The 17,148-nt window shown below is 35.6% G+C and carries 14 protein-coding genes and 1 pseudogene; 4 read left to right on the top strand and 11 right to left on the bottom strand.

Annotated features, from left to right (window positions below):
• Window positions 1-7 precede the first annotated feature (7 nt).
• Complete coding sequence (locus QUF99_RS15815; protein ID WP_289371202.1) at window positions 8-1,117, bottom strand: toxic anion resistance protein; 1,110 nt, start codon at window positions 1,115-1,117, stop codon at window positions 8-10.
• Between the two features lie 223 nt (window positions 1,118-1,340).
• Window positions 1,341-1,943, bottom strand: coding sequence for an O-methyltransferase (locus QUF99_RS15810; protein WP_483298604.1), 603 nt, complete (start codon window positions 1,941-1,943; stop codon window positions 1,341-1,343).
• Window positions 1,944-2,303: 360 nt separating this feature from the next.
• Here QUF99_RS15810 and QUF99_RS15805 point away from each other — a divergent pair, with 360 nt between their 5' ends.
• Window positions 2,304-2,462: a hypothetical protein gene (locus QUF99_RS15805; protein WP_289371197.1), complete on the top strand. Its 159-nt coding sequence runs from the start codon at window positions 2,304-2,306 to the stop codon at window positions 2,460-2,462.
• A 320-nt stretch (window positions 2,463-2,782) separates the two neighbouring features.
• On the opposite strand, the gene QUF99_RS15800 is transcribed toward QUF99_RS15805, so the two are convergent.
• From QUF99_RS15800 to QUF99_RS15780, 5 genes are all read right to left on the bottom strand, one after another.
• Window positions 2,783-3,661, bottom strand: coding sequence for an RNA polymerase sigma-70 factor (locus QUF99_RS15800; protein WP_289371195.1), 879 nt, complete (start codon window positions 3,659-3,661; stop codon window positions 2,783-2,785).
• Window positions 3,662-3,678: 17 nt separating this feature from the next.
• Window positions 3,679-4,962: a protoporphyrinogen/coproporphyrinogen oxidase gene (locus tag QUF99_RS15795; protein WP_289371193.1), complete on the bottom strand. Its 1,284-nt coding sequence runs from the start codon at window positions 4,960-4,962 to the stop codon at window positions 3,679-3,681.
• Window positions 4,963-5,164: 202 nt separating this feature from the next.
• Window positions 5,165-6,805 carry a family 14 glycosylhydrolase gene (locus QUF99_RS15790; RefSeq protein ID WP_289371191.1) on the bottom strand — a complete coding sequence of 547 codons (1,641 nt, stop codon included), beginning with the start codon at window positions 6,803-6,805 and terminating at the stop codon, window positions 5,165-5,167.
• A gap of 251 nt (window positions 6,806-7,056) precedes the next feature.
• Window positions 7,057-7,560, bottom strand: coding sequence for a GNAT family N-acetyltransferase (locus QUF99_RS15785; RefSeq protein ID WP_289371189.1), 504 nt, complete (start codon window positions 7,558-7,560; stop codon window positions 7,057-7,059).
• Between the two features lie 760 nt (window positions 7,561-8,320).
• Window positions 8,321-8,641, bottom strand: a complete 321-nt coding sequence (locus QUF99_RS15780; RefSeq protein WP_286125010.1) for a luciferase domain-containing protein — start codon at window positions 8,639-8,641, stop codon at window positions 8,321-8,323.
• Between the two features lie 282 nt (window positions 8,642-8,923).
• Between QUF99_RS15780 and QUF99_RS15775 the strand changes: the two genes are divergently transcribed.
• Window positions 8,924-9,421 carry a YndM family protein gene (locus QUF99_RS15775; RefSeq protein ID WP_289371188.1) on the top strand — a complete coding sequence of 166 codons (498 nt, stop codon included), beginning with the start codon at window positions 8,924-8,926 and terminating at the stop codon, window positions 9,419-9,421.
• Between the two features lie 121 nt (window positions 9,422-9,542).
• On the opposite strand, the gene QUF99_RS15770 is transcribed toward QUF99_RS15775, so the two are convergent.
• The 4 genes from QUF99_RS15770 to QUF99_RS15755 all read right to left on the bottom strand — a co-directional run bounded on the left by QUF99_RS15770 (window position 9,543) and on the right by QUF99_RS15755 (window position 14,983).
• Window positions 9,543-11,339, bottom strand: coding sequence for an ABC transporter ATP-binding protein (locus QUF99_RS15770; protein WP_289371186.1), 1,797 nt, complete (start codon window positions 11,337-11,339; stop codon window positions 9,543-9,545).
• On the bottom strand, window positions 11,332-13,086 hold the full coding sequence (locus tag QUF99_RS15765; RefSeq protein ID WP_289371185.1) for an ABC transporter ATP-binding protein: 1,755 nt from the start codon (window positions 13,084-13,086) through the stop codon (window positions 11,332-11,334). Before QUF99_RS15765 ends, QUF99_RS15770 begins: the two co-directional genes overlap by 8 nt.
• A gap of 273 nt (window positions 13,087-13,359) precedes the next feature.
• Window positions 13,360-13,962, bottom strand: coding sequence for a DUF1349 domain-containing protein (locus QUF99_RS15760; protein ID WP_289371184.1), 603 nt, complete (start codon window positions 13,960-13,962; stop codon window positions 13,360-13,362).
• Between the two features lie 136 nt (window positions 13,963-14,098).
• Window positions 14,099-14,983 (bottom strand): GNAT family N-acetyltransferase, encoded by an 885-nt coding sequence (locus QUF99_RS15755; protein WP_289371183.1) that lies wholly within the window; start codon window positions 14,981-14,983, stop codon window positions 14,099-14,101.
• 287 nt (window positions 14,984-15,270) lie between these two features.
• On the opposite strand from QUF99_RS15755, the gene zwf reads away from it, so the two are divergent.
• Together zwf and QUF99_RS15745 are read left to right on the top strand one after the other, a co-directional pair.
• Complete coding sequence (gene zwf / locus QUF99_RS15750; protein WP_289371181.1) at window positions 15,271-16,788, top strand: glucose-6-phosphate dehydrogenase; 1,518 nt, start codon at window positions 15,271-15,273, stop codon at window positions 16,786-16,788.
• Window positions 16,775-17,105 (top strand): annotated as a pseudogene (locus QUF99_RS15745) (cyclase family protein); the annotation flags it as partial. The gene zwf and the pseudogene QUF99_RS15745, both read left to right, overlap by 14 nt.
• Between the last annotated feature and the right edge of the window lie 43 nt (window positions 17,106-17,148).

Here is a 17,148-nt window from a genome sequence, read left to right as displayed (position 1 = left end):
TAATTCATTATTTCGTTGGACGCTGAATGAGCTTCTGCTTCATTTCATCGTTAAATGTATCAAGTTCGATTACAAACTTTTTACTAGACTCGATGATACGCTCTGATGATTTTTCAGATGCTTCAATTGCAGCAAAGACGTTTTGGAATGATTCACGAAGCTTATCCATACCAATTGCTGGATTTTCAAGCAATTTTGTTGTTTCTTCAGTATTTTGTTTTAAAGCTTGTGAATTACTTAACACCATAGATTCAATTGCCTCATTTGTAGCATTAACCGCATCGATTGTTTTACGTTGATTCGTTAATGCAAGCTGAATTGCGGCAGAAACAGTCACAACGTTTTGTGTCATTGTAATAGCATTACGAATCGCTTCTGTTAACTTTTCATTATTTTTCTTAATGATATCAACAGATGCAATAGATTGTAGTAAGACGCTTTTTGCTTGCTGCATATTGCGCGTACGTACAAGAATTTTTTCTAATGCATCGTTTATTAACGGAATATCTTTTTGGCGCTCAGGATTTTGCTTTTCAACCTCAAGCATCCCAGCAAGTTTTCTTCCAAGATATACTTGTTTATCTAGTCCATGAATTTTATTATACGATTGCTCTTTTAACATTTCTAAGCCCACAGTATCTTCTTGTAGATTATCACGGCCAACAAGTAACGATCGAATAATTTCTTCAATTTGCTTATCAATGGATTGATATTTATGGACATATGTTTCCATTGGATTTTTCTTAAACACTTTATACATAATCTTCTTCATTCCCGTTGCTTTTAACGAGTTTGGATCTAACTCTGATACAACTTTACGCAAATCTAATAATGTATTTGGAATATCTTCATTTTTTCCGTTCATCATTGCTGTAACCGGTCTCTTTAATGCTGACAATGTTTGTCCTGCATCGCGCTGTTCTTTATCTCCTAAATCACCAAGCTGTGATAATACTTTCGAAAGATCCATATTTTGTTCACTATTTAACTTTTGTACATATAAATCAGCTTCTTTATTCAACTCTACAAGTTCTTCATCTTTAATCACTGTATCCACTACAACTTGCATATTATCTTGTGATCCGGATACGGTTTCTTTTTTTTGTAATTCAGTCAACAAAATCGCTCCCTTATTTATATGTGCGAAATCATATGCACTATATTTCGTATCTTATACATTCTATCTAACATATTCAAAATGGACCAACCATGTTAGAGGATTCAATTGTTTTGAGTATGTTACATTTCATTGAATCCCTGCTAATGCAGTCATTCCCTGTTTCTTACTATAAGTATACCTGTTCTACCTATTATTTTCCTCGGACTTAAGACCTAGAAGGCTACGTGCTCAAGGCCGATTCTTCCCTTTTCCGAGCAACGAAAGCACCACTATTAAATGCAAGTAACACTGTTTCATATTTAGAATCTTCTTCAATCAGCTGAATAAAGTTTTTTAATTCTTCCGCATGTGAAGTTGCATTATCAATTACAAGAAACCCTGCTGGTTCTAAAATACGCTTTATATTTTCCCACCACCACATATACTGCGTCCGATCTGAATCTAAGAAAATAAAATCAAATGAACGATCAATTTGCGCATCTAAAAACGCTCCAGCTTCTTGGTTATGAATATCAATTCGATTCATGAGATTTGCTTTTCTAAAATTTTCAAGCGCTTGTGAAACGCGTTCAGTAGAAATTTCGATGGTTGTTACCATACCATTTGTTTCTTGCACTGCATAGGCCAGCCATAATGTAGAGAAACCATTTGACGTACCTACTTCTAATACTCTTTGTGCGTTACACCCCTTTACTAGGATAGATAAAAATTGGCCCATTTCACGCGAGATATTTCGTAGCCTGTCTTCACGGTTTTCCTTTGTTCGATCATAATTAATTCCATGTTTTTCTAATTCTAACAAAAGCATTTCTATATCACTCATTTTGTTCATCACCTTTCCAACAAATTTTCATAAAAAATCATAATTGGTGAGAAAGTTGATTATGTATGTCTACTTACAATTATATGCTAAGGAAGGGTTTTTTTCCTGTAATAAAAAGAACTATTAAAATTTTTGTAGCACTTCGTTTTATTTTTTGGTAAAGTTAATTTCTACGTGATAATTAACAACAATACACCATTTCATTTTCCGAATGAAATCATAAGGTTAATATAGTCAGATAATCATTACATGGACTTAGGATTTTTCATCCTATTTATCGGTATTGCAAGTCGAAGAAGCGCGCCCTTTATGGACGCATTTTCTTTTGTTTATAACCATATTCAGAAAGGATGCTAAAACATGAACGTGATTGATCTAGAAGCTGCTAGAAAACGAAAGCAGCAAAAAACTCACATGATAACTATACCGATAATTAAAAGAATTTACCAAGAGAACGGAGAAATTGAATTCGAGGTATTAGGGGAAAAAGATGTCCCTCTGGAAATGTTAGAAAAATAAAGTGACACTTTAATCAGTGGGGGATTTCTTCATCCTCCACTGATTATTAGCCCTCACCAATCGGGCTTTTACGAGCAGTTTATCCCTCACCTAACTTCTTAACTTCCTGCTGAATTTTGAGGTGGGGGTATTACTGCACACAAAAAACAATCTTAGTTATTATGTTATATCAAACGGAATAAATCCCTCACAGTCGATTGCACCAACTGCGAGGGATGGGACTCCAACTTTGTTGATTTTGTTACCTCGATTTATATACTGTCTCAAATTCATTTGCCCCTTCAATTATCCAGAAAAACGGTCTAGACAAACCAATTATTCTATTTTTCTGATGTATTTCTGTTTAAATGAACGAGCTTTTCTGGATTAGCCATCATATAAATCGAGGTGATTTTCTTCTCTTCAAACTCAAAAGAAAGCACATATGCAGCTTGTTTACCAATATATACAACAATGCCGGGTCCCCCATTTACCTTTCTAAACTTGAAAGAATATCCTTCAGGAAGCTTTTTTATTACACTTAGGAACAAACGTACAATACGTTCAGCAGTATAAATCGGTTTAAGAGCAGTTGTGACTTTCCCTCCACCGTCTGACTTAAATACAGCATCTACTTTTAAAGAATCTAGCATTTCACTAATATCCCCTCGCTGCAAGGCCAAAGCAAATTGTTCAACACAAGCAGTCATATGCTCAATATCCAATATAGAATTTTTTGGTTGGTCCAGAATACTTTTTCTTGCTCGATGGAAAATTTGCCGGCAGTTCGTACTGCTTTTATTGACAATAGAGGCAATTTCATCATAATCATATTGAAACACCTCGCGTAAAATGAACACAGCACGCTCTACTTCAGATAACTGTTGCAATAATAGAAGATAAGCAGTAGAAATTGACTCTTTGATGAGATAGGTACTGGAAGGATCACTACTTTCCTCGATGAGTGGTTCAGGTAACCACGTTCCAACGTATACATTACGTTGTTGAGCCGATGAACGCAGTTTATCAATTGTACGATTCGTAACAATTTTACATAAATATGCTTTCACGTTATCAATAGATTCTGGGTTTTCTACATGATTTAATGTAAGAAAAGCGTCATGAACGATATCTTCTGCATCCATAATACTCCCAAGCATGCGATATGCTAAAGAAAATAACAAAGGTTTATATTCTTGATACATGTGTTCAGTGTCCACGCTCATTTGCCCCCCTTTCAATTTGCAACTTTATTTGTCTCCAAAATGTGTAGTGCAGCTCGTTTACCACTAGCAACCGCAGCATCAGCAAGTAGTTCATCATGTCCCGCCCAATCTCCTGCAACATATACCCCTTGCATTTGCGGAACACATGGTCCTGTTTTTTCAATCCGTCCTATGTGCGGAAAATCATACACGACCGTTATTTTCGGTAAATATTGTTGTTCCGTCAACTCCCTTTGCCAACCAGGATGGAGTAGATCCATTGTATGTTCTAGTTGGACTTTGTCAGCATGTGGATCGCTAGTGTTAAGGACAGGATCATGATATTTTATCAATCCTACTACGGTTGTTCCGTCCTCGCTCAATTTTGCAGCTCTTGACTGATTCGTGAAAAACAAAGGTTGATCAAGCCCTAATACGAATTGATGTACTGGATTAGGTAACTGTCTCAATCCTAGATCGAGACAAGCGGCAGTAACTGGCAGTGACTGTTCCTTCCATATATGCAAAGAAGTTTCTTCAGCCCCTTTAACCAATTTGCAAGCTTCTTTCGGTGGTACCGTTACAATCGTAGCCTGAGCTTCGAATAATTCTCCATCGGAGCAACGTATTCTCTGAAAACTACCGCTATGCTCAATTTCAATAATATTTTTATTCTGAAGTAATTCCACTCCGGCATCCGCTGTCTCTTTTCTTAACTTAGTAATAACGGTCTCCCAGCCGCCATCTACATAGAATACCCCCTCTTTCATTGATCTTTGTATCTGTTTCAATACAGGACGTGCCAACTGTAAGTTAGGAGCATATGTGTACGTCGTTGTTCTGCACAATGCATAAAACACATGCCTTACCATTGGATCCCTTATCTCTTTCTCAGCCCATTCACTCAAGCTAATAGCTGGTATTGTACCCAAGTCAATTTTTCCGAGTTTTAATATTAAATGAGAGAACTGTATTTTACCTGACCAAGAAAGCAATATGGATGATAAAATAGAACGAAAATCGGTCGGTATTGTATACACATGATTTTTCCAAATTCCTTGCGCCTCTGTTGTAGGTATTGCCCCTTCAATTTTTATTCCAAGCTCATCAAAAATCGATAGCGCTTCTCCTCCGCGATATAGGGCATGCGCCCCAAGGTTCATGAGAACACCATTCTTATTTGTTGTAATGGATCTTCCGCCAAAACGGTTCGATTTTTCTAGAACCACAACCTTTTTATTTTCCCTAGCCAAATAAATTGCTGCTGTCAATCCAGCAAGTCCTCCACCAATAACTGCTACATCAAATTTTTTCATGTAAATCCCTCCCTATCGTTCTACAAACAAGACGAATAAGGAGGGAATTTTGTGACATTCGCAAGAGAATAATTAAAACTTTTTGATAGTTCGTGATTTTTTTCAAAAACGATAACTTAAAAAGACCCCCTTTTACATAGTAGAAGAGGGTCTTTCCCTTCCAATTAACAATCTACACTATCGTTAATCACAAATGATAACATTACCACCAACTTGTATACACTGTAGAATTCGGTGGTACCGGCGTCCAATTTTGTTGATTTTGTTGCCATGATTTAACCGTTCCCTCTGCATTTTTGATAAATGCCTTAAATTGAATATTCCTTTGGACTGGTAAAACAATATTCCCTCTCCAGTCATTATTTAATGCATCATAAGATAATCGAATTGGATATTGCCTAGTATCCCACTTCCCTAATTCCGCGCGATCTCCTGAAATATAAACTGCATCCCCCATTGTCGTAGGAGCATTTTTCACAACAATGGTTTGTACGATAGGATTCACTCCTAATAAGTCCTTAAATTTTCCCATTAAAGAATTGTTATATATGACATCTTGATAACGAAGTAGCGTAAATCCAGCGAAATTATAATTAAAGGCCATTTCTGCAACTCGTTCGTACTCCGTCTCATTCCCAATACTTAGAGCGTTCTCTCCGTTTAATACAATTCCCTTTGCATTGGCTAGCTTTGCAATTTCTTGTACCAATGTTTTGGGCATCGAATATTCTGGATAACCACCTTTGTCTGTCATTTCTAAACAAGTAAATGTTAAGTCTAAATTTGCACTTTTGAAAGCATCTAATAAACGACTATAATCATTATACCCTGCTGGTTTTTCAGCTCCATGAGGTATGGTAGGATTGTTGTATTGCCAGTGTACTCCTGCTACTTTCGCACCAATCGGCACGTTGAAAGTTGTATCAAACGCGTTATGTGCCAATTTACCAATTAACTTTGTATGACTTTCTAATACACCCTGATACCATTCTAAATAATCTTTTCCGTATGAAGATTTATATCCATTCATAAGAAACGGTTGTCCATCACTAGGCGGTAGAATCTCTAAAACTGAAGTAAGTTTTGTACCCCACGCTTGATTCACTCCTGCTAGAGAGTTGTATTTATTTAATGCCCAAGAACGAAATTTTGATTTTGCGAATTCTGTATACGCTTGGAACTTTCCACGTGATGGATAACCAGTTCCATCAGCAGATGTATAAGAAGGGTATCGCATCTCACCAGCTGGTCCTCCGGATAAATAAATTTTTGCAATCACATCTTTATACGGTTCCATTGCTGCTGCAAATGCTGTATATAATTCGCTATATTCCTTTTGAATCACATCAGAAGCTAGTGGATTTAATGTTTCTTTATTAATGGTTCCTGTCTCAGATTTAAAATACAAACTATCATCTGATTTTTGCTTCCAAACCCACGAGGGAATTGGTACATTACAATCATCGCCAACATTCCCACCGCACTGATGGGTTGAAAGAATGGGAACCATCTTCATGCCTGCATTTTTTACAGATTGAGCAAAACGCTGTGCATACGAAAAATCAAATTGCTGATCTCCTTCCTTTTCCATATCTCCCCACCAAAAATCAACAGTAATTGCATAAAAGCCATTTTGCTTTGCCCACCGCAAGTCATTTTCAAACGTTTCCCAATTTGTCACTTCTGGAATTTTCTTTAACGGTGCCATTATATACGCTTTGTAATCTGGATTCATTGCCTTCCCGTTTACAGCTGCAAAGCTTGCTTGAGGGAATAAAAATAATACACATAACACAATTATAGATATGGTAACAATACTAAAATATTGAAACTGTCGCTTCATCTCTTCTCCCCATTTCATTTTATTAGTTTATTAAAACATTTATGTATCCGTTTTCATTATAAGGTAGCGAACGCAATCGTTTGCATGCAATAGTGCATATTTTAAAATTTTATTACATACTACTTGCTTTCACATAAAGTGAAGCTTTGATCAGTGAGGGTTTTCTTCAATCCCTCACTGATCATGAGCCCTCATCAATCGGGTTTTTACGGATCTTGTTCAACCTGCTATTATATAATTTTATTAAAGTATTAGGAAATCCTTTTTCCAAGAATGATTAAATCTCTCTCAATTCCATCTAGCTCTGCAACTTTAGGAAGATGTGCCCATTTTTCAAAACGAAAACTAGAAAACAGATGAAGACTCATTTCATTATGAGCAAATATAAATGCCAGTAAGGTTTTAATTCCAAGCCTAGGACACGTATCTATCACTTGTTGCATTATATATTTACCTACTCCCTTACCTCTAAAATCTTGATGAATATATATACTTATTTCAGCTGTCCCATTATAAGCTGGTCGACCATAAAATGATTGAAAGCTGACCCACCCACATATTTCTCCTTGGTCTTCTATCACCCATAAAGGTCTAAAAGAAGGTGAATGCTCATAAAACCATTGCTCTCTACTCATAACTGTGACAGACTCTGTATCAGCAGTGACCATCCTACTTGAAATAGTTGAATTATATATATCTACTATATTAGATAAATCACTCATTTTGGCGTCTCTAACCTTAATATCCACTTCCATAAACAACTCACACTCCTTGGTCATTTTGCGATACGAGAAAGCCCCTGCAGGACTTTAGTCCGCCTTTAGGCATGGGATGGAAGTATCGCTTTTGCATCGCAAAACATATTAAAATTTATTTATAGTCATGCAAAAGACTCTAAAACGATTATGTTCTCTGAAAAACGAATATTGTATGAGGTTGCACGAATCAATTTCATTTCGTGTGTAAAACAATATGTGTCGTCAAGAACAAGACGTTAAAACATAATGGAGAACCCAAAGATCTGTACGGTATGGTAACAGTACCGTAGCCCATGAACCTATACGGTCTGTCATGGGAGTGGTGATGACACACCGCAATCTTGCACGTCAGCGATACCAGAAATGGACTTCGCCTTTGGTAGCAAGAATCCCACTGACGTTAGTCAGCTTGCGGCTTTAGCCGTGGGAGTGTCAAATAAAGTTAAACTGGTTATAAAACAGATTAATTGGAAAACATGTTTTAGATATTTATCTGAAACGGATTTGATTACCTTTATTATAGAACTAAATGAAAAGGTTAGTATTTAAGTAAGAATACTTCATGATTAAACCCTCCATTATTTTCAAATGGAGGGTTTTGTAGTTCACATAATTCCCGTTATCGACAGCTGTCGTTTTAAAATAAAGTTGCACTGTTTTAAAAAAAGCTACTCCAAAATAGTAAGAAATCCTCTATAATTCACAAAAGAACTAGGTATATATACCTAGTTCTTTGTATCTAAGTGAAGTATCAACTTCATCTTTTTTCTAATTTTTTTACGAATCTATCATATTGCATACGAAAAAGTTGAATGAGCAAAGGAAGATCAGCTTCACTTTTCATATGATAACTAATCCATCCCGAATCAGGTAATACATGATGTGGTTGGGCTAATCCTTGTTTTATTATTTCATCCCTTGTTGATTTTGGAAATGGAAGATCAGCTAACGTATCTCCATGAAGATGACCTAGTTCTTTATTTTTATAATTCAATTCAATCCCACCAAATCGATGCGGCTTTTCAGACACACCTTCCCAGCTTAGAATTTCTTTTCTAATCATTTCACTAAGCGACAAAACAACTCACTCCTTTATAATCATGGATGTAAAGATAGAATACCTTTTTTTCTTAACAGTTACATCAATCAAAAGTATGAGTGCATATCCGGAAATAGTTTGAAAGCCGGAATGTAAATTCTGCTGAAGAAGAATAAATGCTTATGACATGAAAGAAAACTGATGTATTAAAGTTTTGGATACAATTTCCTGAATTCTTCACATACATTCAGACAGTCTAATAAGGAAATAAAAAAATGAAATCATAAGTAAAATGACATGAGTTAAAATGGAGGGATAATAATGAGCCATCTTGTTGCACTATTAATTAAATACACTGCAATTAGTGCCGTATTACTTTTTATCTTAGGTATTTTGGGAGATGCAACTATTCCGAGAATATTATTAATTTCATTATTAATTACAGGCGCAGCGTATGTAGTTGGAGACCTGTTTATCTTACCTCGGTATGGAAATACCATTGCAACAATCACAGACTTTGGGATGAACTTTTTAGGGATTTGGGTTTTAACCTATCTGCTAATAGACACAACTCGTAACATTGCAGCAGCAGCATTCTTTTCAGCAGCAATCATTGGAGTAGTTGAAATACTGTTTCATATTTATATGAAGAAGCTTGTTTTAAATCACACTACTGAAAAAACGAAATTTTCAACCCTTAATCATAACAGATATGCGACAGAATTCTCGGAAGAGCATACGGATTTTACACATATAAAAAATGAAAATGAAACAAATAAAGAATTAAAATCAAAAGATAGAATAGACAATGCAAAATGATAAAGTGAAACTTAAATCAGTGGGGATTCTTCATCCCTACTCATCATTCGCCCCACCAATCAGATTTTTTACTGCCCATTAATGCGGGATAAAAAAAGAGAGATCACAAGACCTCTCTTCCTTAAATCTTAAATTGACTTGTGTACAGACCGTAATAAAAACCAATGTTCTCCATAAGAGAGTCATGGTTTCCTCTCTCAATAATTTCTCCATTTTGAATGACAAGAATTTGATCTGCTTTTTCAATCGTTTTTAAACGGTGGGCAATGACAAAGCTTGTGCGGCCCTTCATTAAGTTGTTTAATCCCGCTTGAATTTGCAGCTCTGTTCTCGTATCAATGTTAGAAGTTGCCTCATCAAGAATCAGTATATCTGCATCCGCTAAAATGGCTCTTGCAATCGCAAGTAATTGCTTTTGTCCTTGGCTTAAATTAGATCCTTCTGAAGCAATTTTTGTTTCATATTGCTTTGGCAAATGTTTAATAAAGGAGTGAGCAGAGGCCGCTTTCGCTGCAGCAATTACTTCTTCATCTGTCGCCTCTAATCGGCCATAACGAATGTTATCCATAATCGTTCCAGCGAACAAGTACGTATCCTGCAGGACTACGCCGATTTTACTTCGTAACGAGCTAACCTCGTAATCTTTTATGTCTTTCCCATCAATCATAATTTGTCCTTTTTGAATATCATAAAAACGTGTTAACAAATTAATAACTGTTGTTTTTCCTGAACCAGTTGGTCCAACAAGTGCAATGGTTTCTCCTGGACTTGCATGTAAGTTTACATCTTTTAAAATTTCTTTTTCTTTCGTATACCCAAAAGATACATGTTGAAACTCGACATTCCCTTGCAATTTCTCCGCTACAGCCGCATCTTTTTTGTTTTGAATTTCTGGTACTTCATCCATAATTTCAAAAACACGCTCTCCACCAGCAACCGCCGCTTGGATTGTATTCATAAGCGTTGCAAATTGGCTAAGTGGCCTTGAAAATTGACGAGAGTAGTTAATAAATGCAGCGATGACCCCAACCGTTGTCATACCGTTCAACACCATAACTGCACCTGTTCCAATTACAAGTCCCATTCCTAAGTTATTAATAAAGTTCATACTTGGGAAAACAAAAGCAGAAAATGTATCTGCCTTCGTTGCAGAGCTTCTCAGCTGTTCATTAATCACATGAAACTTATTTACAGTCTCTTTTTCTTTTCCATATAACGTTATGACATCTGCACCTGTAATGGCTTCTTCAATAAAACCGTTCAATTCTCCTAAATCTTTTTGCCGCTTCGCAAAATTTTTACTACTATACGCAACTAGTTTTTTCGTAACGATAAACATAATCGGTACCGTAATTAATGTTACGATTGCTAAAATCCAATCTAATGAAAACATCGCAATTGTTACACCGACAAATGTTAAAGCAGAAGAAATAATTTGCACAACACTTTGCGTCAGCGCTTGATTTAAACTGTCAATATCATTTGTCACACGGCTCATTAAATCTCCTTGTGAGCGAACATCAAAAAAGCGAAGGGAAAGAGTTTGGATTTTCTCAAAAATGTCTTGTCGTATTTTTTGTATCGTTTTTAATGCAACGTTTACCATTACGTACGTTTGTAACCACGTTAATAATACTGTAACACCGTAGATACCAATGAGCAGCATACACATTCTTGCCGTTCCATTTAAGTCTCTTGGTATAATGTACTCATCAATAATAACTCCCATATAATAGGGACCAAGTAACCCAAGTAGCGTCGTTACAAATACAAGAACAATAACAAAAATAAGTGCTGCTTTTTGGTAACCCATATAGTTCCAAACCCGCATTACTGTTCCTTTTGTATCTTTTGTTTTTCCCGTTCTTGAATTGTTACGTCCGTTTTTATTCCCAAACTGTCCTTGAAAATTACGCATGTTCTCTCCCTCCTTCTCGATGCAAGCTTCCACCTTGGGAAAGATAAATTTCTTGGTACACACTGCAAGTTTCTAAAAGTTCTTCATGCTTACCAGCTCCAACTAGCTCACCGTTATCAAGAACGAGAATTTGATCCGCATCCAAAATCGATGAAATTTTAGAGGCAATCAGAAATGTTGTCGTTCCTGTATATTCCTCTTTCAATGCTCCTTGGATAATTGCTTCTGATTCTGCATCTACTGCCGATGTAGAGTCATCTAAAACAAGAATAGATGGTTTTCGTACAAGTGCTCTTGCGATAGAAAGACGCTGTTTTTGTCCACCGGAAAGATTCGTTGCGCCTTGCGTTAAATTATACTGGTATGTATCTTCAAGCTTTTTAATGAATTCCATCGCACATGCTGCTTCAGATGCTGTTTCAATTTCACCAAGCGTAGCCTCTTCTTTTCCATATCGCATATTCTCTTCTATACTTCCTGAGAATAATAAAGCCTTTTGTGGTACGAACCCAATCGAAGAACGCAATGTTTGTAAATCGTACTCTTTCACATTTACACCATCAATAAAAATATCGCCATGATCAACGTCATACAGGCGTGGAAGCAATTTAACCATTGTAGACTTCCCGCTTCCTGTAGAACCGATGATGCCTATTTTTTCACCTTCCCTTGCGGTAAATGAAATGTTTTTTAGAACGTACTCATCATTTTTACTGTAGCTGTAGCTTACATTTTTAAATTCAACTTTTCCGTTCATTTGCTCTGGTTTATACGCTTCTACTTCATTTGTAATATCCACTTCTGTTTCCAGTACATTTTGTACGCGATCAGCAGATGGGAAAGCACGAGCAATTTGGATAAATACCATACTGATGGACATGAGTGACATTAAAATAATATTTAAATAGTTAATGAATGCTAAAATCGCACCAACTTGAAGTGTTCCATTAAAGACTTTTACGCCCCCTATCCATAATGTAGCTACAATACCACCATTTACGACAAGCATAATGATTGGCATCATCAATGAAATAATTTGCACCGCATGAATGTTGATTCCTGTTAAGTTTTTATTAACTTTTTCAAATTGGGAAATTTCATGATCTTGCCTTACATACGCTTTTACCACACGCACACCAGATAAGTTTTCTTGTAGCTTTGTGTTTACTTTATCTAGCGCTTCTTGCACCCTCTTAAAGGACCCACTCGCTTGACCTGCAATCAGAACAATCGCTACTAATAAAATAGGTACTACCACAAGTAAAATAGAAAATAAGTCTCTTGCTGTTACAAATACAATTACAATACTTCCTATAAATAATAAAGGTCCGCGAACAAGAACGCGCAGTGTCATTGTCATTGCAGCTTGAATGGACGTAACATCATTTGTCACGATTGTAAGCAATTTTCCTGTTCCAAACGCATCACGGTTCTTTCCAGAAAAAGTCTCGATTTTTGTAAAGACTTCTTTTCTTATATCTGTCGCAAAGTTAACAGCAGCTTTCGTGGAATACATCATACACCCAAGTCCACCAATCAACCCTAGCGCTGCTGCTCCAATCATTAGAAGTCCCATTTTGATTACATAATTCAAATCTTGGTTTGTAATCCCAACATCAATGATATGCTGCATAATGGTTGGCTGAATTAAATCCATCGCAACCTCAAGTACCATAAACAGTGGTCCAATTATAGCGAAGAACATGTATGGTTTTAAAAACTGTAACAATTTGCGAAATGATTTCATACATTGTCTCCTTTTCTTATGTAGTTGTCATATGTAAATTAAAACTCTTCCTCCTTTTTATTTACTCATGAAACATTGTCATCATGATTTTATTTTATTCTATTCCACATATTAATATTTAACATTATTAAATGATAACCAACCTCAATATTTCCGTCAACAAATGTGCTTTACTATCATATGTATAAAACCGCATTCTTTTATTTCAAAATGCGGTTTTTCATGAAAAATGATTATACAGATTGCTAAAAGGAATAGGATTGATGAGATAGTTTATTTGATTTCAATAGAAAAATCATAAAAAGTCGTTTCAAAACCGTTATTTTTTGTTGGGCTACATGTATAAAATCCTACTTTTATAGGCCTATTACCATGATCTTCAATGAGATGCGCAATCCGAATCTGTTCCCATTCATTGTGCAATTGTTCTGTTTTTACATAGATAGTATAATCACCATTCTTTCGAATAATACGAAAATGTAATTTCCGAGTAACAAGTTCATTCGGAAAATTCTGTGTTGACCAATCTGAATATCCAGCATTCGTCACAACAGCTCCTAAATGAGACAATCCATTTGGTATATATTCAAGAGATGTTTTTAGCCAACATCCCTGGGATACCATGATAAAAAGACCAGCTTGATCGTATGTTGATTTTGGATTCATACTTAACGAAACCTTTGCTTCAAAGTCTGTAGAAATTTCCTCGTAAAACACATGACCATTCATCACTTCAAAGCCGTAATGTGTCTTTAACCAAAAATCAGTCTCTTCTTTTGAATGGACAATAAAAGTACTTTCTTTCACGTCCCAATGTTTAGGTTCGTTCATGATGGTAAGTTGCTGTGTATAATTTGGTATGTAAGATGTTTTCATAGTGCCTCCATTTAATAATAGGATTATTCTTCAAATTCCATATATCCAACACTTCTTCTTCATTCATCAATTATTTCCTGCTTACAAACAAAAAAAAGCAGCTTTCACAAGCTGCTTTCCACATATATTTTTTCATTTAAAACTCAGCTAGAATTGGGAACTTATATCCTTTAAACTCAATATTATCGTCCCCGCGAATCATCAAATGCTTTTTAGATTGATACTCTTTATGCTTTGCATCTTCAACCCCTAACTCATCGGGATAAAAGTAAAACTCAATCTCTACAAATGATTCATGTATTTCGGCACACACTTCATCTAATATTGGAATAATTGGTGCAAAAACACCAAATAATTTCAATACTTGATCTTTCACTTCATATACAATAACTGCATCCAACTTCTCTGAATAATATAGCTTATCATTCCATCTCGCATCATACATATTAAAATAAAAAGAAGATTGGTAATTTAAGGTTGTAAATTCTTGAGAAAGCGATTGTCCGTTGTCTAAGATTCCCTTCACTAACTGCATATCTGTTTCATCATAGAAATCTAATTTTCGTAGAGACGTCGTTTCATTTTGAGTATCTTCATACGATAATGTCATCAGATGCTCTTGCACAACGCGAAAACCAAATGGCGTGTATAACTCTGGATGTTCAGTAAATAGCACGGCACATTCATATTGTTCATCTATTTCTTTTAACACTTCGTTGAAAATTTGTTTCATCAAACCTTTTCTCTGATAATCCGGATGTGTCATGACAGATTGAATTCCAGCGGCCTTTATCCGCTCTCCATTCACAAGCATCGGAAGCGAAAACATCGACACATTTGCAATTGCTTGCTCATCTTTCAAATATGCAAAAGATCTATATGTACAATCCCAAAATCCCCTTGCCTCAAAATTTTGTAGCGTTTGAACAGGAATGCCAAATACATCTTCGAATAATTGATATAACTGTTCCTTTTTTGGTTCTTCCAAAATAAAACTTTCAGAAAGAGTAAGGTTCCCCATGTTGGTCCTCCATTAATTTATCTCTAATCATTTAATCGGATTCCATAATCTATAAATGAGAGAATAATTCTTACAATTCAACATAGTATCATAAAATATTAAAAAGGGTGTAATTTATTTTCGGGTTTATTGAATTTTAAAATAATTATAACTAAGGTGATATTAGGATTTAAGTATGTCTGTTTGTATAAGTTATAAAATTATTTCATGTCGCTCTTACATGTATTATTAAATAATTAACATACTAAGTGGGAACTAATTTCGGATAAAGTGAGGGCTATTTAACCATGAAAATTCATACTCCTAAATGTATTATCGTTATTTTTGGTGCAACAGGTGATTTAGCGAAGCGCAAATTATTCCCTTCTCTTTACAGGCTATTTCGAAAAGGGAAAATCTCTGAAGACTTTGCCGTAGTTGGCGTAGCAAGGAGACCTTTGTCGAATGACGATTTTCGTGAAAACGTAAAAACGTCTATTCGTGACTTTCACAAAGAGGATATGAGTCCTGATACATTTGCTTCACATTTCTATTATCATCCTTTCGATGTCACAAATATATCTTCTTATCAGGAGCTTAAAAGTTTGTTAACGGATCTTGATGGGAATTATCATACAGAAGGAAATCGTATGTTTTATTTAGCGATGGCTCCTGATTTCTTCGGTACAATTGCTACTCATTTAAAATCAGAAGGATTAACTTCTACGGAAGGCTGGATTCGCTTAGTCATTGAAAAACCATTTGGCCATGATTATGAATCTGCACAAGTGTTAAATAATCAAATTCGCCACGCCTTCACAGAAGACGAAATTTATCGTATTGATCACTATTTAGGAAAAGAGATGGTTCAAAATATTAAAGTTATTCGCTTTGCGAATGCTATTTTTGAACCTCTTTGGAACAATCAATATATCGCTAACGTCCAAATCACTTCAAGTGAGGTATTAGGAGTAGAAGATCGTGGGCGCTATTACGAAGATTCAGGGGCACTACGTGACATGGTGCAAAATCATATGTTACAAATGGTGGCTCTCCTTGCAATGGAACCGCCAATTAAACTGACGGCAGAGGAAATCAGAAGTGAGAAGGTAAAGGTCCTTCGTGCTTTAAAACCTCTTTCAGAAGATACAGTGGATCGTGATTTTGTCCGCGGACAGTATGGACCAGGTATTGTAGCTGAAAACAAAGTAATCGGCTATCGTGAAGAAAATGCAGTAGATCCAGAATCAAATACAGAAACATTTGTTGCTGGAAAGCTAATGATTGAAGATTTCAGGTGGTCAGGAGTCCCTTTCTATATTCGAACAGGAAAACGGATGCAGGAAAAATGCACTGAAATCGTCATACAATTTAAAGACTTACCAATGAATTTATATTTTAATAATGAAAACAAAGTTCACCCTAGTTTGCTGGTAATTCATATTCAGCCCGAAGAAGGAATTACACTACATTTAAATGCAAAAAAAACGGAGAATGGAACTGCTTCGACACCCATTCAATTAAGTTATTGTAATAATTGTACGGATAAAATGAACACACCTGAAGCATACGAGGTTCTTCTTTATGATTGTATGCGTGGTGATTCAACTAACTTTACACATTGGGATGAAGTATCCCTTTCTTGGCAATTTGTTGATGTTATCTCAAATGCTTGGAATAACAAAAGCGCTAAACATTTTCCTAACTATGAGTCGGGATCAATGGGCCCTAAAGAATCAGATGCTTTACTAGAAAATAATGGTTTTCATTGGTGGCCAACGGTAACTGCTCATTTAAAAGGAGAAAATACGAATGAAAATATATGATATAACAGCACCTGTTTTTGAAGGAATGACCGTTTACAAAAATAAACCTGAAAAACAACCAAAGTTTTCAAGGACACCAAATGCACATACAAGGTACGCATATTGATGCACCTTTACATATGATCAATGACGGAGAAACGTTTGAAAGTATTCCGTTAGAGAAATTAGTTGGACCTGCTAAAATTTTTGACCTAACAACCATTGAAGATTGGATTTCAAAAATATATTTAGAAAAACTTGATATTCCAGAAAATGATTTTATTATATTTAAAACACGGAATTCTTTTGAAGATGACTTTAATTATGAATTTATTTTTTAAAATTTAAATAATAAATAAACAACCCCGTTTTCATGTGAAC

Origin of the sequence: Bacillus sp. DX4.1 (assembly GCF_030348195.1) — a bacterium.
Classification (GTDB): domain Bacteria; phylum Bacillota; class Bacilli; order Bacillales; family Bacillaceae_G; genus Bacillus_A.
Note: the sequence above shows the minus strand (reverse complement) of the source record. Positions and strands in the feature narration are given on the sequence as shown.